The 23,450-nt window shown below is 32.3% G+C and carries 22 protein-coding genes; 2 read left to right on the top strand and 20 right to left on the bottom strand.

All coding sequences use genetic code 11. The features are described 5' to 3' along the window. Positions 1–35 precede the first annotated feature (35 nt). Together ES044_RS04210 and ES044_RS04205 are read left to right on the top strand one after the other, a co-directional pair. Positions 36–518 (top strand): ABC transporter ATPase, encoded by a 483-nt coding sequence (locus tag ES044_RS04210; RefSeq protein ID WP_147118658.1) that lies wholly within the window; start codon positions 36–38, stop codon positions 516–518. A gap of 6 nt (positions 519–524) precedes the next feature. Next, positions 525–1,478: an ABC transporter ATP-binding protein gene (locus ES044_RS04205; protein ID WP_147118657.1), complete on the top strand. Its 954-nt coding sequence runs from the start codon at positions 525–527 to the stop codon at positions 1,476–1,478. Here ES044_RS04205 and ES044_RS04200 read toward each other — a convergent pair. The 20 genes from ES044_RS04200 to gdhA (ES044_RS04100) form a co-directional block, all read right to left on the bottom strand. After that, on the bottom strand, positions 1,462–1,923 hold the full coding sequence (locus ES044_RS04200; RefSeq protein ID WP_147118656.1) for a GreA/GreB family elongation factor: 462 nt from the start codon (positions 1,921–1,923) through the stop codon (positions 1,462–1,464). The two genes, ES044_RS04205 and ES044_RS04200, sit on opposite strands and share 17 nt — an antisense overlap. Next, entirely contained in the window at positions 1,904–2,455 is a 552-nt protein-coding gene (locus ES044_RS04195) for a YceI family protein (protein ID WP_147118655.1), read from the bottom strand. Before ES044_RS04195 ends, ES044_RS04200 begins: the two co-directional genes overlap by 20 nt. Further along, a complete protein-coding gene (locus tag ES044_RS04190; protein ID WP_147118654.1) occupies positions 2,448–3,008 on the bottom strand; it encodes a 4'-phosphopantetheinyl transferase superfamily protein in 561 nt (186 codons plus the stop codon). The genes ES044_RS04195 and ES044_RS04190 overlap by 8 nt, the downstream gene beginning before the upstream one ends. After that, the gene (locus ES044_RS04185) at positions 3,008–3,259 is read right to left on the bottom strand and encodes an acyl carrier protein (RefSeq protein WP_147118653.1); all 252 of its coding nucleotides are present in this window, start codon (positions 3,257–3,259) and stop codon (positions 3,008–3,010) included. Before ES044_RS04185 ends, ES044_RS04190 begins: the two co-directional genes overlap by 1 nt. Before the next feature lie 56 nt (positions 3,260–3,315). After that, entirely contained in the window at positions 3,316–4,587 is a 1,272-nt protein-coding gene (locus tag ES044_RS04180) for a beta-ketoacyl-[acyl-carrier-protein] synthase family protein (protein WP_147118652.1), read from the bottom strand. 92 nt (positions 4,588–4,679) lie between these two features. Further along, positions 4,680–5,117 carry a 3-hydroxyacyl-ACP dehydratase FabZ family protein gene (locus ES044_RS04175; RefSeq protein WP_147118651.1) on the bottom strand — a complete coding sequence of 146 codons (438 nt, stop codon included), beginning with the start codon at positions 5,115–5,117 and terminating at the stop codon, positions 4,680–4,682. A gap of 54 nt (positions 5,118–5,171) precedes the next feature. Then, a complete protein-coding gene (locus tag ES044_RS04170; RefSeq protein ID WP_147118650.1) occupies positions 5,172–5,732 on the bottom strand; it encodes a transposase in 561 nt (186 codons plus the stop codon). A gap of 84 nt (positions 5,733–5,816) precedes the next feature. Further along, positions 5,817–6,869, bottom strand: a complete 1,053-nt coding sequence (locus tag ES044_RS04165; protein ID WP_147118649.1) for a type III polyketide synthase — start codon at positions 6,867–6,869, stop codon at positions 5,817–5,819. Positions 6,870–7,017: 148 nt separating this feature from the next. Next, the gene (locus tag ES044_RS04160) at positions 7,018–7,728 is read right to left on the bottom strand and encodes a methyltransferase domain-containing protein (protein WP_147118648.1); all 711 of its coding nucleotides are present in this window, start codon (positions 7,726–7,728) and stop codon (positions 7,018–7,020) included. Further along, positions 7,728–8,855 (bottom strand): NAD(P)/FAD-dependent oxidoreductase, encoded by a 1,128-nt coding sequence (locus tag ES044_RS04155; protein ID WP_147118647.1) that lies wholly within the window; start codon positions 8,853–8,855, stop codon positions 7,728–7,730. Before ES044_RS04155 ends, ES044_RS04160 begins: the two co-directional genes overlap by 1 nt. Positions 8,856–8,898: 43 nt before the next feature. Continuing rightward, positions 8,899–10,008 (bottom strand): NAD(P)/FAD-dependent oxidoreductase, encoded by a 1,110-nt coding sequence (locus ES044_RS04150; protein ID WP_147118646.1) that lies wholly within the window; start codon positions 10,006–10,008, stop codon positions 8,899–8,901. Next, positions 10,009–10,503 carry a GNAT family N-acetyltransferase gene (locus ES044_RS04145; protein WP_147118645.1) on the bottom strand — a complete coding sequence of 165 codons (495 nt, stop codon included), beginning with the start codon at positions 10,501–10,503 and terminating at the stop codon, positions 10,009–10,011. 79 nt (positions 10,504–10,582) lie between these two features. Beyond that, a complete protein-coding gene (dinB, locus tag ES044_RS04140) occupies positions 10,583–11,665 on the bottom strand; it encodes a DNA polymerase IV (RefSeq protein ID WP_147118644.1) in 1,083 nt (360 codons plus the stop codon). 311 nt (positions 11,666–11,976) lie between these two features. Beyond that, the gene (locus ES044_RS04130; RefSeq protein ID WP_147118643.1) at positions 11,977–12,816 is read right to left on the bottom strand and encodes an alpha/beta hydrolase family protein; all 840 of its coding nucleotides are present in this window, start codon (positions 12,814–12,816) and stop codon (positions 11,977–11,979) included. A 21-nt stretch (positions 12,817–12,837) separates the two neighbouring features. Further along, positions 12,838–13,455 (bottom strand): LysE family translocator, encoded by a 618-nt coding sequence (locus ES044_RS04125; RefSeq protein ID WP_147118642.1) that lies wholly within the window; start codon positions 13,453–13,455, stop codon positions 12,838–12,840. Positions 13,456–13,587: 132 nt separating this feature from the next. Next, entirely contained in the window at positions 13,588–14,208 is a 621-nt protein-coding gene (locus ES044_RS04120; RefSeq protein ID WP_147118641.1) for a LysE family transporter, read from the bottom strand. 103 nt (positions 14,209–14,311) lie between these two features. Beyond that, on the bottom strand, positions 14,312–16,255 hold the full coding sequence (locus ES044_RS04115; RefSeq protein WP_147118640.1) for a M66 family metalloprotease: 1,944 nt from the start codon (positions 16,253–16,255) through the stop codon (positions 14,312–14,314). Positions 16,256–16,414: 159 nt separating this feature from the next. After that, positions 16,415–20,230 (bottom strand): M66 family metalloprotease, encoded by a 3,816-nt coding sequence (locus ES044_RS04110; protein WP_190311490.1) that lies wholly within the window; start codon positions 20,228–20,230, stop codon positions 16,415–16,417. Between the two features lie 349 nt (positions 20,231–20,579). Next, positions 20,580–21,935: an NADP-specific glutamate dehydrogenase gene (gdhA, locus tag ES044_RS04105; protein ID WP_147118638.1), complete on the bottom strand. Its 1,356-nt coding sequence runs from the start codon at positions 21,933–21,935 to the stop codon at positions 20,580–20,582. A gap of 157 nt (positions 21,936–22,092) precedes the next feature. Beyond that, positions 22,093–23,430, bottom strand: coding sequence for an NADP-specific glutamate dehydrogenase (gene gdhA / locus ES044_RS04100; RefSeq protein WP_147118637.1), 1,338 nt, complete (start codon positions 23,428–23,430; stop codon positions 22,093–22,095). Between the last annotated feature and the right edge of the window lie 20 nt (positions 23,431–23,450).

Below are 23,450 nucleotides of genomic sequence, written 5' to 3'. Positions count from 1 at the left end.
TCTTTTGGTATCTTTGCAATCTAAAATATATAAAAATGTTTGTTGACTATAATGAGATTTCTGATGATGCTAAAGTTTGGGTATATCCTTCTAGTAGAAAATTTTACGCTACTGAAATCCCTGAAATTGAGCAAAAAGTAAAAGTATTTGTTGAAAGTTGGAAAAAAGAGGACGAAAACTTTAAAGTCTCGTATCAATTTTTGTACAATCGTTTTATTGTCTTAATTGCGGATGCCGGAGAAACAAGCATTACAAATACAGATATTGATACTTCTGTATCTTTTATTTTAGAACTTCAAGAAACCTATAAAGTTGAGTTGTTAGATAAAATGAATGTTTGTTTTAAACAAGGTGAATTTGTGCAATACAAAGAACTTAAAGATTTTAAGAAATTGGTCAAAAAGAGAGCTGTTACGGCTAAAACCATTGTTTTTGACAACCTAATTACAAATAACAACGATTTTAAACATAATTGGGAAGTACCCATTGAAGAAAGCTGGTACAACCGTTTTTTATAAATTTATATGCTGCAAGTAAACAACATCACTTTTGGATATTCTAAAAAGAAAATTGTTTTAAAAAATTTCAATTTTACGTTACAAAAAGGAGAACATTTGTGCGTTATGGGCGAAAGTGGTTGTGGAAAATCGACCCTTTTAAAAGCTATCTACGGTCTGTTAGACATGAAAAAAGGCACTATTTTCTGGAACGAACACCCAGTTTTAGGTCCTAAAAATCATCTAGTTCCTGGCATGGATTTCTTTAAATATGTTGCGCAAGATTTTGATTTGATGCCCTACATTTCTGTGGCAGAAAATATTAAAAAATTTCTGTCTCGCTTCTATCCTGAAGAAAGTGAAAAACGCACACAAGAATTGCTTCAGGTTATAGAAATGAGCGCTTTTGCAAACACTAAAGTAAAAAATTTAAGTGGTGGTCAAAAACAACGTGTTGCCATTGCCAGAGCTTTGGCAAATGAGCCAGAGTTAATTTTACTTGATGAACCCTTCGGACAAATAGATAACTTTAAAAAGAATGCGCTTCGTAGAAATCTATTCCGTTACTTAAAAGAAAAAAACATTGCTTGTGTTGTTGCTACGCACGATAAAAATGATGCACTCTCTTTTGCTGACTCCTTACTTATCATCAAAGATCATAAAATTTTAGCAAATGATAATCCGAAGAAAATATACCAAAATCCTACTAAAAAATATGTTGCTGCTTTGTTTGATGATGTAAATGAAATTACCATCAACAATAAAGAGTATTTACTGTACCCTCATCAACTCAAAATTGTAGAGAACTCTAAAGTTATCAGAGACTTTGTTACTATAACGGCAACTGTTTTAAATTCTTATTTTAAGGGTTATTATTGGTTAATTGAGGTAGAATTCGAAGAGCAAACTCTATTTTTAAATCATTTTTGTGATGTAGAAAAATTAACAACAACTTCTATTTCAATTATAAGATCTGATTGATTTTTATTTGAGTTCCATTAAAGAAAACCTCCTCCTTTTGTTTCTTTCCTAACAACAATTTTCCTATTGGCGAAGAAACAGAAATAGCAAAATAATTTTTATGATCCACTATAAGTTGTCCTGCAGAAATACTTAAAAAATAAGTTGTTTTGTCGGTGATGATAATGCTTCCTAAATGCGCAGCTTCAGAAGTAGTATCAGTACTATCTATTTTTGATAAAATCTGATTCATAATAGCAACTCCCTCTAATTGCTGACTTGCTTTTTCCATTTCTAACTGCAACATTGCACGTCCTGTTTCATGCTTGTCACCAGCAGAACTTTTGGTTTCTGATTGCAACGCTTTTTGGTTCGATGAAATTATTTCGTGAACTGTTTCTGCACGTTTATTCACAAACAATTCACATTGTTTAAAAAGGGCTTCTTTAATTTCTATCTGCAACATAAATCATCTTAATATCCACTGTATTAGAAAGAACTAAACTGCTGCCTCCAACATTAAAATCTTTTCTATCTAGCTCAAAATTAGCTTTAAAAACTGTGCTTTCTTTTAACGTTGTAATTGCTAACGGTGTTTCTACACGTTTTTTAATTCCCTTAATGGTGATAAAACCTTTTAGAATATATTTAAAATTTGCTATTTCTTCAATTGCTGTAGATTGAAATATCATTTTCGGGTATTTTTTAACATCAAAATAATCCTCCTCTAATAAATGTGCATCTCTACTTTTACTGTCTGTAAAAATTGAATTTACCTGAATTTCCGCATTAAAAAAAGACTCTTTTAACCGTTGTGCGTCAAAATTACTTGAAACGCTAAACGTTTTAAAATTGCCATCTACATTAAAACCAAAGTTCTTTATTATAAAAGTAATTGCTGATTTATTCTTATTTTTAGTTGACTCTTGCGAAAAACCTGTCAACGTAAAAAAAAGCAATACAAAAAGCGTACTATTTAATGTTATAAGTCTATTCATTTTTTAAAGTAAATGCAAATCCGCCGTAATTTCCATGATGAGAAGTAGAAATAGAAACCGGTAGTTTTTGGTTATTTTGATACAAATAAGGAATTCCAAATTCATTTTTATATAGTTCAGTTTTAAAACCGAAATAAGCCAATAAATTTTGATTGGTTATTTTAGTTTTACAATCATTTTTATCAATCAAAAATAATTCAGAAACCATTTCTTTTGATTCCTTTTTAAAAGCTATAGAATGAACATAATTATCTGATATTTGATAATTTACACTATATTTTTGATGATCAAATTCTACAACACCTTCTGACTTTGTTATTGTTTCACAAACAAATTTTTTCGGCCCAAAAAATCTGCGCTGCCATTCTTGAGTATAGCATTTATAAGCAGCTTCTTTCATAGACCAAAACAACCAAACTTGTAAAAAAGGATTCTCTGAATTTACAATTTCATTTTGCTCCGCATCCGTAAATAGTTTTTCTAAAAAACCTTTACGCTGCCAATTGCTTTGAATTTTTGCTAAATTTAAATCAACAATATCATTGCCAACCATTATGCGTTCATTTTATCCTGAATAACTTCTACAGTAGCTTTTACAGACAACATTTTTTCCATAGAATCATTGTCTATTTCTATCTTAAATTCGTCTTCTACATCTAGAATAATATCTACCAAATTTGCAGAGTTTATCTCTAAATCTTTGATAAAGTCTGTGTCTTCAGATATGTTTTTAAACCCTTCTTCATTTTGCACATAAGGTTTTACAATCGTTGTTAATTTATTTATTATTTCTTCTTTTGTCATTTTAATATTAAAGTTTTCAGACCTCACAGGTTTTAAAAACCTGTGAGGTCTTTGTATTAATTATATTTCTTAAAGATAACACACCCATTTACATCTCCAAAACCAAAACTCGCTTTGATTACAATATTAATAGGTTTTTCAATCATTTGAGTCGGAATTTTAGCTAAAGAAATCAAATCAGAAATTTCTGGATGCACATCTTCGCAATTGATATTCGGAAACACAAATTGATCTTTAATTTGCAACACAGAAGCCACAGATTCAATGGCACCAGCAGCAGCCAAACAATGCCCAACTTGAGATTTTAATGAATTGATATAAGGAAAATCTGCACCTTTTCTTTGTAACGCTTTCGTCCAATTTTCGATCTCTAAACTATCTTTTGATGTCGCTGTTAAATGCCCATTAATCGCATCAATTTCTGTGGATGTTATTCCTGCATCTAAAATGGCGTCCGTAATACATTTCTGAACCGCCTCTGCATTTGGTGCCGTTAATGTTCCGCCATTTCTTTGTCCGCCAGAATTAATATTCCCTCCTAAAATCTCCGCATAAATCGTAGCTTTTCGTTCTAAAGCACTTTCTAAAGATTCTAAAACGAGTGCTCCTGATCCACTTCCTGGAACAAATCCTGATGCCGTTTCGCTCATAGGTCTAGAACCTTTTTCTGGAGTTTCATTGTGTTTATAAGACATCACACGCATGGCATCAAAACCGCCCCAAGTATATAAGCTACTATCGCTAGAGCTGCCTACTAACATTCGTTTTGCTTTGCAGTTTTTGATTCTTTCAAAACCCAACAACAAAGCTTCAGTTCCTGTTGTGCAAGCAGACGAATTTGTGGTTACTTGATTACCTAATCCTAAAATGCCACCTAAATATGCAGAAATACCACTTGCCATGGTTTGTACTACAGATGTACTTCCTAAACGTCTCACATTTTGGTCGTCAATCTTATAAATCGCTTCTCTAAATTTTTCAATTCCTGATGTTCCTGTTCCAAAAATTAGTCCCGAATCATAATCCAACTTTGAGTTTTCATCCACAGAAAAACCAGCATCTTTCCAAGCATCAATTCCTGCCATACAACCATATAAAATACTTGTACTATTAAATCCTCGCAGTTGCAAAGGGGTTAGATATTCTGCTTTTTTTTCTTCGGATATTTCTGGAATTCCGCCAATACAGCAAGAAAAGCCTTTGTCTTTTAATTCTTGATGAAATGTAATTCCTGATGTGCCCAACTTAATTGCTTTTGTAAACGCATCTAATCCTACTCCGTTTGGAGCAACGACACCTAACCCTGTAATTACGACTCTGTTTTTCATTTATGCTAAATTTTTGACACGGATTTTCACTGATATACATCTAGTTATTTTCATAGACCTCACAGGTTTTAAAAACCTGTGAGGCCTGCTTACTAAATTACGATCATTCCAGAAATTGTACCTCTACAAACCAGTTCATTTTTGGCATTTAACATCTTCACTTTACACTTTAATTTGTTAAATCTAAAATACACTGTTTCTGAAATTACTGTTACTTTTTCGTTGGGTAAAACAGGTAAAAAAAAATCAATTTGGTTTGATGTGAGTGCAATTTGTGGTTTTATTGCTGCTGATATTTTATCTTTTAATAAATAAATCCCTAAACAAACAACCCCTATTTGCGCCATGGTTTCGGTTAAAATAACCCCTGGCGTAATCGGATTATCTTTAAAATGACCTTCATAAAAAAACTCTTCTTTTTGAAATGTATAAGTTCCTGTAATTCCGTTTTCCGAAATTTCTGTGAGTTCATCAACAAACAAAAATGGCTTTTGGTAAGGAAGGTTTTTTATGATTTCTGTTTGATTCATTTGTTATGTTTAACAGACCTCACAGGTTTTAAAAACCTGTGAGGTCTTTATTTATTACTCTAAAGTTATAGATTCTAAAATATGTACTTCCCTTATTTGATGAGCGTCAATAAAATTTTGTCTGTTTTCAAAAATACTTAAAACATACTCCCTTAACAAACTTGTTGGCTTATTAGATACTATTGAATTAAAGGAAGAATGTTTATAAAGTCTAAAGTCATTAACAAATTCATGATGCGTTGGATTCAAATGAATATATAAAATTAAATTTTTTAGATACGCTTCATTATCTAACTTTATTCGTGAAAACCTGTCTTTGAATAAACTTCCACTCCTTCCATATTTTTTATTAATACTTTTTGAATATGCGTTAAATAGATTTGAAAATGATTGAGATAGTTCTTTGGTAGTACTATTTTCTTTCGTTTTGATCAAAAGGTGAAAGTGGTTTTTTAATAAACAATACGCTAAAATATCCAAAGTTTTAGAAAGATGCTTTTTTGATAACTTTAGAAAATACATATAATTCTGTTCTTCAATAAAAATGTTCTCTTTATTGTTTCCACAGTTATAAAGATGATAAAAAGAATCTTCTATTAAAACTTCATATTTCATACTAATTTGTTATTTCTATCAGACCTCACAGGTTCTTGTGCTGAACTTGATTCAGTATAAAAACCTGTGAGGTCTTGAATTCTTTTACCACTCTAACAAAATCCGCTGCGCAGAAAACCCAGGACCAAAACTCAACATAATTCCACGTTCTCCTTTGGCAGGATTTCTATCCATAAATCGTTCTAAAACATACAAAACAGTTGCGCTAGACATGTTGCCATACAAACGTAAAACCTCTTTGGTATCATCGATATTTTTACCTAAAACGCCGAATAAATCTTCTACCGTTTGTACAATTTTCTTTCCTCCAGGATGAAAAATCAAATGATTAATATCCTCAATTGTCAAATTATTTTTCTCTAAAAATGGATGAATAATCGCAGGAAAATGATCGGATATTTTTTGCGGAACCTCTTTGTCTAAAATCATTTGTAAACCAGAATTTACCAAATTAAATCCCATCATATGTGTTGCATCATAAAAATGATACATCGCTTCGTCTATAATTTCTGGACCTTTATCTTCTTCATAAGAAGACAAAATAACGGCCGATGCGCCATCACCAAAAATAGCGGCACTTACAATGTTTGTCATCGAATAATCTTCTAATTGAAAAGTAGCTGTTGGTGCTTCTACCGCAACCACGGCAGCCCTTTTATTAGGATTCGATTTTAAAAAATTCTTTGCATAAATAATGCCAGAAACTCCGGCTGCACAGCCCATTTCTGTAACGGGTAAACGTACGATATCTTGCTTCATTCCCAGAGAATTTATCAAATACGCGTCCATAGAAGGAATCATAATTCCGGTACAACTTACCGTTATAATATAGTCTAAATCTGTTGCTTTTAAATTGGCTTTATCTAAAGATTTTTTAAGAGATTGTTCTGCTAATATGACTACTTCTCTTGCATAAATATTATTTTTTTCTTCAAAAGAGGTAGCTATAAAAACTTCTTCAGGATCCATAATTGAATAGCGTTTATCAACACCTGCACCTTCAAAAAGCTTGATTACTTTTCTTTGAAAGCGAGTATCTTGATCTTGCATCCAAAGTTGTACAAACGGAATAATATCTTTTGTTTCTCTGTAATATTTGGGGAGTTGTTTTGCAACTGAGGTTATTTTTACTTTCATATTTTTTGGTTACACAGCGATTCACGGGGGTTTCTCGGAGATTCACGGAGTATTTTATCTATATTTATTTGACACGCATTTCACAGATTTTTACTGATAATTGTGACGACAATGTATCTACTTTTCAACTTTAAAAACTTTCAACTTTTTAATTCTTTAAAATCCACAAAAAACGGAATGCCCATTTCCATGAAATCTCGGATTTAACTTTTATTTTCGCCGACATTTCTTGTAAATCGGTTCTTTTAAATCCTCTTAAAACAGATGTTAATCCGTCTTCAATAATCATTTTATTACTTATAAATATTGACAACAACATGAACAAATAATAGGCTACTTTATTTCTGTGCAAGTCGTTTACAACGATTCCTATTTTAGTTTGTTTTAGGGTATTCTTCAAATAAGAAACTAGTTCTGGCTCTTTAAAATGATGTAAAAATAAAGTCGCTAAAACTACATCAAACTTTCTATTTTTAAATTCTTCTGAAAAAATATCTTGGGTTTCAAAACTCAATTCCGGAAAATCTGTTGATAATTCATCTGCATATTCAATTGCTGTAGGATTTGCATCAATCCCAATCAATTTGAATTTATAGTTATTTTTTCTTCCGAATTTAGCCACATCTCGCAAAATATCTCCATGACCACAACCCACATCTACAATCGTAATTTCTTTGTCTTTTGGGTGATTTTCTAAAATGACTTTTAAGCCATTTACGGTTACTTTATTCCCTCCTAACCAACGGTTTATATTTTCTAATTTATCTAACGTATCTCTTAAAAAATCACCGCCGATAGAAAAATCATCCATCAATTCTTCTTTGTCTGTTCTTTGTTTTGTACTGATGAAAAAATCCATTATAATTTTATTGATTTACCATGCGTTTGCTTAATAATTACGGGTAATAAAAAAGGCATTCTTCTTAAAATTTGTAATAAAACATTTGCTATTTGATCATTTCTGAACAACATTGCTATAAAATGTCCTGATTTTAAACGCCATTTAAACTGTTTGTTCCACAATCTAAGGTACTGCTTTTCCAACTCACTTCTAGATGCTATTTTACCATCATAATAATTTAGAATCAGTTTAGATGCAATTTGTGCAGACTGCATTGCCATACTCATTCCGTTTCCGCATAACGGATGAATCATTCCGGCAGAATCGCCACACATCATCAAATGATTTTCAATTGGTTTTTTGGTTTCAAAAGAAATCTGACTAATCGATAACGGTTTGTCAAAAACAGGTTTTGTTTCTTGATAAATTTTCTTTAAAAAATCATTTTTAAAAACAACGTTTTCTTGAAAATCATCAATATTTTTATACTTTTTAAATGCTGAAAAACTCGTGATATAACATAAATTAATGGCATCATTTTCTACTTTAGAAACACCACAATACCCCCCTTTAAAATTATGAAGTGCTACCAAATTTTCTGGAAAATCTCCTTTTACATGAATTTTAACGCCTAAATAAGGCGATTTTTTTTGGATAAACTCACGCTCCATTTTTACATCTAGCAAAGAACGTTTGCCAAAAGAACCAATCGCAAATTTTGAGGAAAAACCATTATTTTCTTTGGTTTCAACATAAAAAATATCGTTCTTAAAATCAACGTTTATAACTTCATCTTGCAATATGGTAACACCGTTTTCTGTTGCTTTTTTTGCGAGTTCCAAATCTAGCGTATACCGCGAAATCCCGAAACCACCCAAAGGTAATTTTGCTGAAATGAGTTTATTATTTGTGGTTGATAATTTAAATTGATCAATTTTTACCGCACCAAAATCGAACGGATTCATATCTAAAAATTGTAAATAAGGCAACACTTCGTTAGAAATATACTCGCCACAAACTTTGTGTTTTGGGTATGAATTCTTCTCAATCAGTATCACATTTTTACCAAATTTTGATAAATGAATTGCGTTGCACAATCCTGCTAAACCGCCACCAATAATTATAATTTCGAATTCGTTTTTCATGTATGTTAATGTCTACTCGGACCCAGTCGAGAGGTTTATTCTTCTAATCTATTAATTCTGCCAATTCTTTACCTACCAAGCTGCCAATAGCAATACCCATTCCTCCTAACCGAACTCCGCAAAAAACATGATTAGAGAGTTGTTTTACAATGGCATTTTTCTGATTTCCCACACCCATAATCCCACTCCAACGATGCTCCACTTCGAAATTTGTGTTTGGTAAAATAGTTTCTTTTAAAATTTTTTCCAGTTCATTTTGTATGATGGTCGTTTCACCAAATTCGGCAGTTTCTTCAGTTTTAAAATCGAGGTTTCTACCACCTCCAAATAAAATTCTATTGTCTATGTTTCTAAAATAATAATACCCCTTATCTAAATGAAAAGTACCTTTAATTTTTAAATTTTTAATTGGCTTTGTAATTAACACTTGCGCTCTTGCAGGTTGCACATTTTCATTGAGTAATTTATTTGCAAAACCATTGGTTGCTATACATAATTTTTTAGTATAAAAATCTAGTCTATTGGTTTTTATGTTTATATTATCTTCGTTTTCAACAAAGCTTTCTACGAAAATATTATTCAATATCTTAATTCCGTTTTTTTGAGCTTTCACAAGCAATTTCGTTGCCATTTTTCCGGTGTCAATCTGACCTTCAAAATTATTCACAATGTATGAATGATGTACTTTTTTAAAGTTGAACATATTATCAGAAACAGAAAAAACATCTTCTTTAAAAATAGGTGTTAACAAGTTATTTATTTCTTGTTTTCTTGCCAAACACTCTTCAAAAAAGTCTTCAGAATCGCACAATTCAAAGCCTTTATGATGTTGAAAATCGATATTTTTATCTCCTAAATTTTTACGTAATAATTGTAAGCCTTTCCAACGATTATCAACCAAATTAAAAACCTCTTCTTCTGTGTGCGTATTTAAATCGTCGATAATTTCTGACAAGCTTCCAAAACAAGCAAAACCTGCATTTTTTGTACTCGCTCCTTGCGGCAACATCCCTTTTTCAAGGACTAAAATCTTCGCTTTTGGATGTTTTTTCTTCAATTCTAAAGCGCAGTTTAAACCCACTATTCCACTGCCCACAATTGTAAAATCGATGTTTGTAAACCACTCTTTTAATTCCCAATAACTGTAATTCATTTATAGTTGTTTTTCAAAGCAAATACTGTTTTCCATGTTCTTGTACTGACCATAATTCGGAATTATTTTATAATCACATTTTTTGTAAAATTTTACGGCTTCAACTTGTCTTATTCCTGTTTCTAAAACACATTTTTTATATCCTAATTCTTTTGCCCAAACTTCTAATTCAATCAGAATTTTCTGTGCGATTCCTACACCTCTTTTTTCTGATAAAACAAACATTCGTTTAATCTCTGCTGCGTTTTTAACTTTTACTGAACTTGCGTGTGCTGATTTTATTTTCAGTAAGTCAGCATCAAACTTTTTAATCGCTCCACAACCAACTGCATTTTCACCTTCGTACAAAACAACCACCTCTTTTAAAATAGCAATAGTATTAAACTGATTGTAAAACTCATGTTCATCTCCATCCGTAATCTTTAAATATGCATCTAATTGTTTTACTAATTTGATGAAGTCTTTATTTTTAGAATTTGTTCTGATTATGTTCATTTTTCGTGTTTCAGACCTCACAGGTTTTTAAAACCTGTGAGGTCTTTATTACATTCATTATTATTATTATTAGCGCGCATCAGAATTCAAACCGTAACTGTACCCAAACAGGTTCCTTTATTTCGGTGTTTAAATTCCCGAAAGAAATTCCTAATAACCGAACAGAATTTACTAATTTATCTTGGTATAACAATTCTTTAATCGTCGGAAAAAACTCTTTTTTAGTCTGCATAAAAGATGCTTTCGTTTTACTTCTTGTTTGTTGTGTAAAATCTGAATATTTAATTTTTAAGGTAATCGTTTTTCCTTTGGTATTTGCCTTTTTCATCCGTTTTTCTATCTCATCAGCAATATCTTCTAAACGCTCAAGCATATAAATTTCTGAAGAAATATTTTCGTTAAAGGTGGTTTCTGCGCCAACAGATTTTCTGATTCTATTGGGTTTTACGGCGCTGTTATGAATTCCGCGAACAATATTGTAATAATGAGCTCCTGCTTTACCAAAAAGCTGAACTAATTCTTCAAGTGATTTTTTCTTTAAATCGTTCCCAATAAAAATACCTAAATTATACATTTTAGCGGCAGTAACCTTACCAACTCCATAAAATTTATTGACTGCCAATTCTTCTAAAAAAGGAATCACCTCATTTGGGTGCACTGTTTTTTGTCCGTTTGGTTTGTTAATATCTGAAGCAACTTTTGCAATGAATTTATTGATAGAAATTCCTGCCGAAGCCCGCAAACCTGTTTCTTGATAAATACGTTCTCTAATTTCTCTAGCAATTGCGTTTGCAGAAGGATTTCCTTTTTTATTTTCGGTAACATCTAAATAAGCCTCATCTAAAGAAAGTGGCTCCACCAAATCTGTATATTCATAAAAAATTGCTCTTATTTTGGTTGATATTTCTTTGTAGCGCTCAAAATCTGTTTTTACAAAAATTAAATGCGGACATTTTTGTTTGGCCAAAACTCCGCTCATTGCAGATTTTACACCAAACTTGCGAGCTTCATAACTCGCTGCAGACACCACACCTCTATCTCCACCACCGCCAACGGCAATTGCTTTTCCTCTTAATTCGGGGTTGTCTAATTCCGCTACAGATGCATAATATGCATCCATATCTACATGAATAATTTTTCTGAAAGGAGGTTGTAATTCCACACCACTAATTTACGAAGAGCGACCCGAATTTTACTAATTTCTGGAATTCAATTTTTATAAATTAATTCATTAGTGTCCGATTAAAAATAGTTTAATATCGTGAACCCTTTATAAATAAAGAGTTTTCTAATCCTTTTCAAAAGACACCTTATTTTTTAGAATTAATTTTAAGATGATAAACAAAAATTTTGTCCCTTTGGTTTACCTCTATTTATCAATTAGTTACATTTTAGTCTTGGTTCATGGTTCTAAAAGCGTAGCGGTCTTGTCTCTTTTATCGGACAGCAATAAAATTAATCATCAAAAAAAACTTACTTTAAAAATTCAATACAAATCGTTGTAACCTCTTCTAGCTCTTTTGATACCTTTTCTTTTTCCCACGGATGCGAAACATTAAAAACATGATCAGCATTTTCGATGATCTTTAGAATACTGTTGGAATTCCAAGAATGAATTTTATGCGCTTCATCAACTGAAACCGAAGTGTCTTTATCTCCGTGAATTACTAACTGCGGAATCCCGATTTTTTCTACTGCTTTCTGAATATTTAAACGTTCTTCATTTGTTTTAAAGTCTTCATAAAACTGATAAAAGTGCGGCATTTGCTGTTTTGTTCTTCCGTTTATAACATACTTAACACCGTCTTTTTTCCAGTTTTCTAAATCGCCAGTAGTAGAACTTCTTGACCCAATATCAGCCACTGCCGCTAGAGAAATCACCTTTTTTATTCTTGCATCTTCGTTGGCTTTTAGCAATACAATTCCGCCACCTCTGCTGTGTCCTATGACAGAAATATCAGCAATATGTACTTCATTTTTAAATTTTTCTTCGGATGAAATCCAATCTAAAATGCTTTCTAAATCGTCTAATTCTTTGGTATAATTGTTATTCCCGAACGCCTCTAAATCTGGAAAATCAATTGGATTTTCTGCAGTTCCTCCATTATGAGAAAAATTGAATTTTATAAAGAAAAAACCTGCTTTTGCAAACTGTTGTGCCATTAAATTCCATGCGCCCCAATCTTTAAAACCTTTGTAACCATGGCAAAAAATAACTACTTTTTTGGGTTGCTGTGTTTCGTTGTAAAAAACATCTGTTACAATTGGTTTTTGATGTTTTCCTTCTACAGTTAAATTCTTTATGATATTCATTCTTTTATATTAAGGTACAGTTTATAGCAAATAAATTAAATTTCCGATGGCTACAACTCCTGTTAAACATGCTAAAATAAGATCTATTTTAGTTGCTATATAGGTTAACTTGTGTTCTATTTTTTTTGCAACAATTGCATACACTGAATATAAGGAAAAAGAACCTAACGTTGAACCAATTGAGAAATAAAAAGCATTTAAAAAAGAATATTCAAAATATTCTATACTTATTAAAACTGAAATTGAAGTAAAATAAAAAGGAATCGCAATGGTGTTTAAAAGAGACATGCCAATTCCGTATAAATAAGCTTTAGATTTTGGTATTTCTTCTTTTTTAGGCTTTTCTTTAGATGTAAAATACAGCCTAAAAAAGTTAATCGCCAACAAAAAAAGAATTCCTGTTCCTATCTTTTGAATTAATGTAATATATTCTGAATTTTCCATGAGAATACTAGATAAATATGCTCCAATATTTGCCTGAAAAAAAAGTACGGTAGCATAACCGCCAATTAAGTAAAATGCCGACTTTTTACCATTTTTTAAACTAAACTTTACGACCGTTAAATTTAAAAAACTAGGTGTTATACTGCCCGCAACAGCAATTCCAAAACCAAAAAGTATGTAAATTATAAAATTCATATTTACTTTTAAGCAACAAATAAACGATAAAAGAAGGTTAAGTGTTAACGCATTTAGTTATTAAAGTGTAAGAATCAATAAAAAGATACAAAAAAGTTCTCTCAAAAATTTTTACTTTATCTTTTTTGTAATTTAAAAAAGCAATTTTAAGATTGAAAGCACAGCAACTAATCCTGTTAAAATAGCAAGTATTAAATTGATATCCTTTGTAAGTTTTCCTGTTTTTTTCTGAATTATTTTGGCAAATTTACCGTACAAAGAAAGAATAAAAAATGTACCTATCCCTGCACTTAAAGTGAAAAATACAATAGAAATAATATCAAAACTAAAAAGGTTGAAATAATCTAAAGTTGTTGCCACTCCACAAAAAAAAGGAATGCCAAACATGTTTAAAAGTGATAGCGTTACTCCTTTTAAAAAAAGATTTTCTTTCTTGATTTTACTTGTTTCTATCTTTGATTTCTCTTTCTTAGATTTGCTATAAAAAAAGTAGGATAAAAAAATAAATATTACGATTCCTGCTTTTTCTAAAGTTTCTAAAATTGCTGGATTTTCAGCTACGTATTTTGTTAAGATAACGGCAATAATCACTTGTAAAATCACCACCAAAGAAACACCTAACGCATACTTATTAGAAGCTGTTCTTCCTTTTTCTAGGCTAATTTTAAGCGCTGTCATATTTAACATGCTTGGTGTTATTGAGCCTATGAAAGCAGCAAAAAATCCGAAGAAAAAAAGAGAAATCAAAATCATAAAAAACACACACTTTCTGCAAAGATTACTTTTTAAAATAAGTTGTACAAAAAAACGCATCAAAAAAAATGATGCGTTTTTTAATTTTAAAAATAGGTTTAAACTATTCTATAATTATTTTCTTTGTATAGTTCTTTTTATCTGAAACAACTTGAACAACATAAATACCTCTTGAAATATTTGGTATTACAATATCGTTTGTATTTTGAGCAACAAAACTTTTAATAAAGACTTCTTTTCCTGTTATTGAAACAATTTTTAAAGATGCTTTTTCTATATTTTGAAAACCAGTAACTCTAAGTTCATTTTTGCTTGTTTGGTATATATGTATCTCTTTTAACGCATCAATAGTTACTCCATTTGATAAACTTGGGTTTGTCCAAGATTCTATAACAGTTGGAGAACTAGGTAAACCATCTACTTCAACATTGGGCGTAGATAATAATTCAACAGAAACAATTTGACCGTCACTTGCAGGTAGGTTTACTGCTCTAGTTATAAAACTTGCTGCATCTGTAGCTTCTAGAGTTGCATCTAACCCCATTGAAAGCATAATGTATTTAGTTGTACTTCCTTGAACAATTTTTAACGTAGTATCACAACCATTGGATGGGCAAAAAGAATTAGAAACCGCATCTGTTCGATCTGTTGCTTCTCTTGGATCAAAAACTCTAATCAAACCACTTTTATAAGGACCAACGGGTTCATATACAATATTTGCTTGCGGTGTTTTACTACTAACAGCTGCCATTATGCTTATTACATCTACATCTCTCTGTATTGGATAATTCAAACTATTTGTATTTGTTTGAACTCTTGTATACTCCATATCTGTAGTATTCCATTTTGCATATTTTCCAAGAGCCTCATTATAAACTACAAGATGTCCTTCTAACATATTTCTCATTTGATTTACAGAATAATCAGAAAAATGATTTGTTAAAAAACCTGGTTCTTTTCTATTATTACCTCCACCACTCATTGGATCATTTTTATAAGTTAAAGGAGTAACATCATCTTGAAATGGTGGAATAAATTTTTCACTTCTTACATCATACATCCATGTAGGACCAGAATGTATTCCTCCTGCAACTGTTGACGCTACAATTCCATTCATATCACCTTTGTAAGGGTACGCAGGACCGTCCCAGTGAGGAAGCGATAGTGCATGACCCATTTCATGTAGCAGTATACCAAGACTATTTGGACCTCTTCTACCTACTGAAGAATAACCACCACCAACACCTTTATTTGCTCTGTTTTCAAATTTCCATGAAACATGTGTGTACTTCATATTCCCATAAAATTTACCTGCAGCATTTCTAAGCGCAGCTTTCCACTCTGTTGCTATTAAGTTTTGAGGACCACCATTTCCGCCAAATCCAGAAAAACCAGTAAGTGTTTGGTAGTCTGCAGCATTTGTAATCCTAGCCGCGATTCTTCCTCCTGTTGGAAGTACAGACGTTTCTTTAAATAAAACACGTACATTTTGTACGTTAAGTTCTGATGCTGGCAACTTTTCCGCAAACTCTTCTTCCCAACCTGAAGGATATTCGCTATTTTGCTCTGTAAATACATTTACTTCAAAATTGGTCATCAACATTTTATTAGGTGCGCTAATCAATAAGTCATTATAGTTTTTTGTTTCTGTAGGTGTTTCAATAGAAACCTTTAAGTTAGGTTGAAGCCATTCTTTAGGAATAACACCCGTAAAACTATCATCAAAACTATGAACAACTTGTCCTATTTGATCATTGAAAGAAGTTGGCAAATTAGCAGGACCTGTTAAGATAACAGATAACAAAGTGCCATTTAAGTCTAAATTTGCTTTTACCACAGGTGAAACTTCACCGCTTGCAGATATTATGTTCACTTTTACAAGTGCTTCTCTATTGCTAATTAATTTTAAACTTTCGTTTACACCTGGTATTTTATAGTCTGGTGCAACAACGTGCGTTTGTGCAAAATAAACTCCTTTAATTGTCGCTTGTGCAAAACTTAAAAAGCTGGTTGCCATTAATACAGTACAAAGTAAAAATTTTTTCATGTTTTATTTTTTTTGTAAAGGTATTATAAAAGATAAACAATTACAATCTTTAAGAAATTTTAAAAATCCTAAAATTAATCCATTCTTTTGCAAAATAGTATTAAAAAACGCATCAAAAATTTGATGCGCTTGTATACATTTAAAAAATTAAGTAGGTACTTACTCTATCACAATTTTTTTAGTGAAGTTGTTTTTTTCTGAAAGAACTTGAACCAAATAGACACCTACAGAAAGTCTTGGTATATCAATATTATTTTCGCTTTCAGTAGAAAAACTTTTAACAAACACCTCTTTTCCCGTTATAGAAAAGATTTTTAAAGATGCTTCTTCTACCTCTTGAAAACCGATCACTCGAAGTGTGTTATTAGCTGTTTTATATACATCTAGAGTTTTAGATACGTTATTATTTTTAACACTTAATACCGTTGAAGATGTACGCAGATAAAAACGACCAACACCTTTCGTGTTAGTTTCTAAAATTACTTTGTAAGGTTTTTGGTTAATTTTCTCTAGCGTATTCTTTAAGGTATCTTCTAAGTAAATGCTAAGCCCCTCTGGTAAATTGAATGTTTCTGCACTAAAACGAAGTGTTTCATTTGCATTTGCATGCACAGATAGAGGAATGTAATAACTTTCATAATCTGAATTTGGTAGGCATTGTAGCGTAAAATCTACGCCCTTACTATCTGCTATTAAATGTGAATTAATTGAAAAACTTGGCATGCCATCTTGATAAGCAGCTGCATCATAACCCTTATCTAAACCTTCAGTTGCTGTAGATAAAAACTTTAAAGTAGTTGTTTTTGTTTCAACACCTTTACTTAAACTTAAAATAATATTTGGGGCTATAGCTTGTTTTCTAAAAATACCCGCATTACCTTGAGTGCTTTGTAGATTCTTTGAAAAGATAAAATTTTGATTGGCCGTTTTTGAAATGACTATAAAACCTTGATTTGGTGATAAATATACATCTCCTGTAGTGTAATTTAATACGTCGTACTCTTTACTGACCTTATTCCAAGTATAAAGCGCAATAAAATCATCATCTAAAATGGCTTCATTTTGCTTTAGTATGCTTCTAGTCTGGTTATTCGCTGAAAGAAAAGAGGGATATGGGTTTCCTAAAGAAGCTACAAAATGAGTGCCTGAACCTGTTATTAAATTCATTAAAACGGCTTGGTTTGCTGTCGCAACAGCTCCTTTAAAAACATAAAAACCTGCAGATTTTCTTTTCATTGAATACCCCAATCCATTTTCAAAATTAGTTAACGTTTCTTGGTTCTCTAAGGTAGGAGTCTCATTATGATACGTCCACCTTTGTGTAGAGGCATTTGTATTCTTATAATAAGCAACTGCAAAATTATTGGTTATAGGATTTTTATCAATGTTGTTGCTTGCCTCTGCAACAAAATCTGGAATACCCTGTCCAATAACTGGAGCAGAAACAATGTGCCAATCTGTATCTGAAATGTACCGTTTATACGTGATCTCTCCCACAGCATTTCCTTTTACTATGATTGAAGAGCTTGCAGTTGCATTAGAAGAAGCCACAAAAGAAGCTCCAGATGCTACATTCAAATCACTTGCCACGTACATAAAAGAGCCTGGTGCTATAAAAACAGTACTGTTTCCTGTTACATATAAATTTGAATCTTTAGTATCTATTACTCCGTTATTATTGTTGTCAACTCCAACAATAATTGTCATTTGAGTAGTCATTCTTGTGGACTGATCAGAATTTGGTGTAAACGTATAAGTAGTGGTTTGTGTATTATTAATTGCAGGAGCCCAAGTACCAGTAATACCATTATTTGATGTTGTAGGCAAAGCAGCTACCGTAGCTCCAGAAGCGACATCTGCTACTTGTGTAAAAGTTGGAACAGTTCTCGAAAGAATAGTAATTGTCATTTGGGCAGTGCTATTTGTGGACTGTCCAGAATTTGGTGTAAACGTATAGGTGGTCGTTTGTGTATTATTAATTGCAGGAGCCCAAATACCAGAAATACCATTATTTGATGTTGTTGGTAAGGCGGCTATTGTGGTTCCAGTCTCTACAGCTGCTACTTGTGTAAAAGTTGGAACAATTCTCGAAAGAATAGTAATTGTCATTTGAGCAGTCCTATTAGTAGACTGTCCGGAATTTGGTGTAAAAGTGTATGCAGTCGTTTGTGTGTTATTAATTGCAGGAGCCCAGCTACCGATAATATCATTATTTGATGTTGTTGGCAAAGCAGCTATTGTGGTTCCCGAAACTACATCAGCTACTTGCGTAAAAGTTGGAATCACACCAGATAAACTTGGGTTTGACCAAGATTCTATAACAGTTGGAGAACTAGATAAACCATCTACTTCAACATTGGGCGTAGATAATAATTCAACAGAAACAATTTGACCGTCACTTGCAGGTAGGTTTACTGCTCTAGTTATAAAACTTGCTGCATCTGTAGCTTCTAGAGTTGCATCTAACCCCATTGAAAGCATAATATATTTAGTTGTACTTCCTTGAACAATTTTTAACGTAGTATCACAACCATTGGATGGGCAAAAAGAATTAGAAACCGCATCTGTTCGATCTGTTGCTTCTCTTGGATCAAAAACTCTAATCAAACCACTTTTATAAGGACCAACGGGTTCATATACAATATTTGCTTGCGGTGTTTTACTACTAACAGCTGCCATTATGCTTATTACATCTACATCTCTCTGTATTGGATAATTCAAACTATTTGTATTTGTTTGAACTCTTGTATACTCCATATCTGTAGTATTCCATTTTGCATATTTTCCAAGAGCCTCATTATAAACTACAAGGTGTCTTTCTAACATATTTCTCATTTGATTTACAGAATAATCAGAAAAATGATTTGTTAAAAAACCTGGTTCTTTTCTATTATTACCTCCACCACTCATTGGATCATTTTTATAAGTTAAAGGAGTAACACCATCTTGAAATGGTGGAATAAATTTTTTACTTCTTACATCATACATCCATATAGGACCAGAATGTATTCCTCCTGCAACTGTTGACGCTACAATTCCATTCATATCACCTTTGTAAGGGTACGCAGGACCGTCCCAGTGAGGAAGCGATAGTGCATGACCCATTTCATGTAGCAGTATACCAAGACTATTTGGACCTCTTCTACCTACTGAAGAATAACCACCACCAACACCTTTATTTGCTCTGTTTTCAAATTTCCATGAAACATGTGTGTACTTCATATTCCCATAAAATTTACCTGCAGCATTTCTAAGCGCAGCTTTCCACTCTGTTGCTATTAAGTTTTGAGGACCACCATTTCCGCCAAATCCAGAAAAACCAGTAAGTGTTTGGTAGTCTGCAGCATTTGTAATCCTAGCCGCGATTCTTCCTCCTGTTGGAAGTACAGACGTTTCTTTAAATAAAACACGTACATTTTGTACGTTAAGTTCTGATGCTGGCAACTTTTCCGCAAACTCTTCTTCCCAACCTGAAGGATATTCGCTATTTTGCTCTGTAAATACATTTACTTCAAAATTGGTCATCAACATTTTATTAGGTGCGCTAATCAATAAGTCATTATAGTTTTTTGTTTCTGTAGGTGTTTCAATAGAAACCTTTAAGTTAGGTTGAAGCCATTCTTTAGGAATAACACCCGTAAAACTATCATCAAAACTATGAACAACTTGTCCTATTTGATCATTGAAAGAAGTTGGCAAATTAGCAGGACCTGTTAAGATAACAGATAACAAAGTGCCATTTAAGTCTAAATTTGCTTTTACCACAGGTGAAACTTCACCGCTTGCAGATATTATGTTCACTTTTACAAGTGCTTCTCTATTGCTAATTAATTTTAAACTTTCGTTTACACCTGGTATTTTATAGTCTGGTGCAACAACGTGCGTTTGTGCAAAATAAACTCCTTTAATTGTTCCTTGTGCAGTAGCTAAAAAGCTTGTTGCTATTAATACAGTGCAAAGTAAAAATTTTTTCATATAATTTTTTATGTAGGTTATGTTTACTAAAAATGAACAACCTCGAGGCAGAGCCATCGAGATATCAAGCTGAAAAAAACCTTATTTTTAGTTTGATGAAAACCCAGGTTTTCAAAATTTCCTCTTGACCACCGACGCAGAGCGTCGGGGAATTCTATCGATTAAATAACAATATTAGTTTGCAAAGATATAATAAAAGATAAAATTATAATTCTTATTTCTTTGAAAACTAAAGTGTTCTTTTTAGATATTTTCTACTAAAAGATCAACAAAAATTACTCTAAAAAATTGTAAAAAAAAACGCATCAATAATTTGATGCGTTTCTAAAAAAATTAAATGATTCTTTATTTACACAACTCCTTGTGCTAACATTGCATCGGCAACTTTTACGAAACCAGCAATATTTGCCCCTTTAATATAATCGATGGTTCCGTCTTCGTTTTCACCATATTGTACACAAGAATCATGAATATCTTCCATAATATCTTTTAATTTGTCATCTACCTCTTTGCGAGACCAGCTTAAACGTAACGAGTTCTGACTCATTTCTAAACCAGAAGTTGCAACACCACCGGCGTTAGATGCTTTTCCTGGAGCAAATAAGATTTTTCCTTTTGTAAATTCATAAATTGCTTCTGGTGTAGAAGGCATATTTGCCCCTTCAGAAACACACATACAACCATTTTCAATTAATACTTTAGCTTCGTCACCATCTAACTCGTTTTGAGTTGCACATGGCAAAGCAATATCACATTTAACAGACCAAGGTCTTCCTCCTGCAACAAATTTTGCATTCGGATATTTCTCTACATATTCACTAATTCTTCCTCTTTTATCATTCTTAATATACATTACATGCTTCAACTTTTCTGTATTGATACCTTCTTCATCTAAAATATAGCCCCCAGAATCTGATAATGTTAAAACAATTGCTCCTAATTCTATCGCTTTTTCAGCAGCATATTGTGCCACGTTTCCAGAACCTGAAATAACCACTTTTTTACCCTCAAAAGAATCTTTTTTACGCAATAACATGTTTTCTGCAAAATATACAGTACCATACCCTGTTGCTTCTGGTCTAATTAAAGAACCACCCCAAGATGCTCCTTTACCCGTTAAAACTCCTGTAAAAGTATTGTTCAGCTTTTTATACATACCAAACATAAAACCAATTTCTCTAGAACCAACACCAATATCTCCTGCAGGTACATCTGTATTGTGACCAATATGTCTGTATAATTCCGTCATAAATGCATGGCAGAAACGCATAATTTCATTGTCAGATTTTCCTTTCGGATCAAAATCAGAACCTCCTTTTCCTCCACCCATAGGCAAAGTTGTAAGCGAGTTCTTAAATACTTGTTCAAACGCTAAAAACTTTAAAATACTAGCATTTACCGTTGGATGAAAACGCAAACCACCTTTATAAGGACCAATTGCAGAATTCATTTGAACTCTATATCCTCTATTTACTTGAATCTCTCCATCATCATCTACCCAAGAAACTCTAAAAGAAATTAATCTTTCTGGTTCTACCATTCTTAACAAGATATTTTTACCGTTGTAAATATCATGATTAGCGATATAAGGAATTACAGTTTCTGCAACTTCTTTAACTGCTTGTAAGAATTCTGGCTCATGGTTATTTCTCTTTGTAACCATTTCCATGAAGTCGGTAATTTTGTGATCGATATTTTCTGCCATCGTTTTTTATGAATTTTGTAAATTTTATACTGTAAAGATAATAATATTTCAGTATAACGAAATTTAGATCCTTATAAATCTCACATTTAATATTTCTACAAGAAGCAAGAAAAACGCATCATAAAAATAATGCGTTTTAGTTTTCAAAATATCTTTTTTATATAACTCCTAAATCTAGCATAGAATCTGCTACTTTAATAAAGCCCGCAATATTTGCTCCTTTAGCATAATTTATATAGCCATCCTCTTCTGTTCCGTATTTTAAACATGCTGTATGAATAGAATGCATTATTTGAAGCAATTTAGCATCTACCTCTTCTTTCGTCCAGTTTAGCTTCATTGCGTTTTGAGACATTTCTAAACCAGAAGTTGCAACGCCACCAGCATTTACCGCTTTACCTGGTCCATATAAAATTTTAGCCTTATGAAATAAATGAACAGCCTCTGACGTACAACCCATGTTAGAAACTTCTGCAATGTATTGTACACCATTTGCAACTAATTTTATTGCATCTTCTCCGTTTAATTCATTTTGTGTTGCACAAGGCATTGCAATATCACATTTTACGCTCCAAGGTTTTTCATTTGCGTAAAATTTAGCTTCTGGAAACTCAACTGCGTACGGAGAAACAATATCGTTATTAGAGGCTCTTAACTGTAATAAGTAACTTATTTTATCTTCATCTAAACCTCTTTCATCGTGAATATATCCGTCCGGACCAGAGATTGTAACTACTTTTCCGCCTAATTCGGTAATCTTTAAAGCAACACCCCAAGTTACATTTCCGAAACCAGAGAGTGCAATTGTTTTTCCTTTAAAGCTATCGTTTTTGGTTTCTAACATTTCTTTTGTAAAGTAAACGCCACCAAAACCTGTTGCTTCTGGTCTAATTAAGCTTCCTCCCCAATTTAAACCCTTTCCTGTAAAAACGCCTGTATGGTCTTGTTGTAGTTTTTTATACATACCATACATAAAACCAATTTCTCTACCCCCAGTTCCAATATCTCCTGCTGGTACATCTGTACTTGGCCCAATCATTCTCCATAACTCTAACATAAATGCCTGACAGAAACGCATAATTTCAGTGTCCGATTTTCCTTTAGGATTAAAATCTGAACCACCTTTTCCACCGCCCATTGGCAACGTTGTTAAAGCATTTTTAAATATTTGCTCAAATCCTAAAAACTTTAAAATACTTAAATTTACACTTGGGTGTAAACGGATTCCTCCTTTATAAGGTCCTATTGCATTATTAAATTGTACTCTATGCCCTATATTTACATGAACCTGGCCAGAATCATCAATCCAAGAAACTCTAAATGTTAAAATTCTATCGGGTTCTACTAAACGCTCAATAATTTTAGCCGCTTCGTACTGTGGATTTTCATTATATATAGTTTCAATAGACTCTAAAACCTCTTCAACAGCCTGTAAATATTCTTTTTCCCCAGGGTGTTTAGTTTCTAAATTCGTTAAAATTTCTTTTACATTCATACTGATATACTTATTAACTT

This window comes from Polaribacter sp. IC066 (assembly GCF_007997085.1).
Lineage (GTDB): Bacteria > Bacteroidota > Bacteroidia > Flavobacteriales > Flavobacteriaceae > Polaribacter.
The sequence above is the reverse complement of the archived record's forward strand: the minus strand, read 5'-3'. Positions and strand labels throughout refer to the sequence as shown.

Bases quoted from the DNA above. Each gene is read 5' to 3' on its own strand.
- ES044_RS04190 (WP_147118654.1), bottom strand. From the start codon at position 3,008: ATGGTTGGCAATGATATTGTTGATTTAAATTTAGCAAAAATTCAAAGC.
- ES044_RS04130 (WP_147118643.1), bottom strand. From the start codon at position 12,816: ATGAATATCATAAAGAATTTAACTGTAGAAGGAAAACATCAAAAACCA.
- gdhA (WP_147118637.1), bottom strand. From the start codon at position 23,430: ATGAATGTAAAAGAAATTTTAACGAATTTAGAAACTAAACACCCTGGG.
- ES044_RS04200 (WP_147118656.1), bottom strand. From the start codon at position 1,923: ATGTTGCAGATAGAAATTAAAGAAGCCCTTTTTAAACAATGTGAATTG.
- ES044_RS04210 (WP_147118658.1), top strand. From the start codon at position 36: ATGTTTGTTGACTATAATGAGATTTCTGATGATGCTAAAGTTTGGGTA.
- ES044_RS04165 (WP_147118649.1), bottom strand. From the start codon at position 6,869: ATGAAAGTAAAAATAACCTCAGTTGCAAAACAACTCCCCAAATATTAC.
- ES044_RS04115 (WP_147118640.1), bottom strand. From the start codon at position 16,255: ATGAAAAAATTTTTACTTTGTACTGTATTAATGGCAACCAGCTTTTTA.
- ES044_RS04205 (WP_147118657.1), top strand. From the start codon at position 525: ATGCTGCAAGTAAACAACATCACTTTTGGATATTCTAAAAAGAAAATT.
- ES044_RS04170 (WP_147118650.1), bottom strand. From the start codon at position 5,732: ATGAAATATGAAGTTTTAATAGAAGATTCTTTTTATCATCTTTATAAC.
- ES044_RS04195 (WP_147118655.1), bottom strand. From the start codon at position 2,455: ATGAATAGACTTATAACATTAAATAGTACGCTTTTTGTATTGCTTTTT.
- ES044_RS04110 (WP_190311490.1), bottom strand. From the start codon at position 20,230: ATGAAAAAATTTTTACTTTGCACTGTATTAATAGCAACAAGCTTTTTA.
- ES044_RS04185 (WP_147118653.1), bottom strand. From the start codon at position 3,259: ATGACAAAAGAAGAAATAATAAATAAATTAACAACGATTGTAAAACCT.
- ES044_RS04120 (WP_147118641.1), bottom strand. From the start codon at position 14,208: ATGATTTTGATTTCTCTTTTTTTCTTCGGATTTTTTGCTGCTTTCATA.
- ES044_RS04175 (WP_147118651.1), bottom strand. From the start codon at position 5,117: ATGAATCAAACAGAAATCATAAAAAACCTTCCTTACCAAAAGCCATTT.
- ES044_RS04145 (WP_147118645.1), bottom strand. From the start codon at position 10,503: ATGAACATAATCAGAACAAATTCTAAAAATAAAGACTTCATCAAATTA.
- ES044_RS04125 (WP_147118642.1), bottom strand. From the start codon at position 13,455: ATGAATTTTATAATTTACATACTTTTTGGTTTTGGAATTGCTGTTGCG.
- gdhA (WP_147118638.1), bottom strand. From the start codon at position 21,935: ATGGCAGAAAATATCGATCACAAAATTACCGACTTCATGGAAATGGTT.
- ES044_RS04180 (WP_147118652.1), bottom strand. From the start codon at position 4,587: ATGAAAAACAGAGTCGTAATTACAGGGTTAGGTGTCGTTGCTCCAAAC.
- ES044_RS04155 (WP_147118647.1), bottom strand. From the start codon at position 8,855: ATGAAAAACGAATTCGAAATTATAATTATTGGTGGCGGTTTAGCAGGA.
- ES044_RS04160 (WP_147118648.1), bottom strand. From the start codon at position 7,728: ATGGATTTTTTCATCAGTACAAAACAAAGAACAGACAAAGAAGAATTG.
- ES044_RS04150 (WP_147118646.1), bottom strand. From the start codon at position 10,008: ATGAATTACAGTTATTGGGAATTAAAAGAGTGGTTTACAAACATCGAT.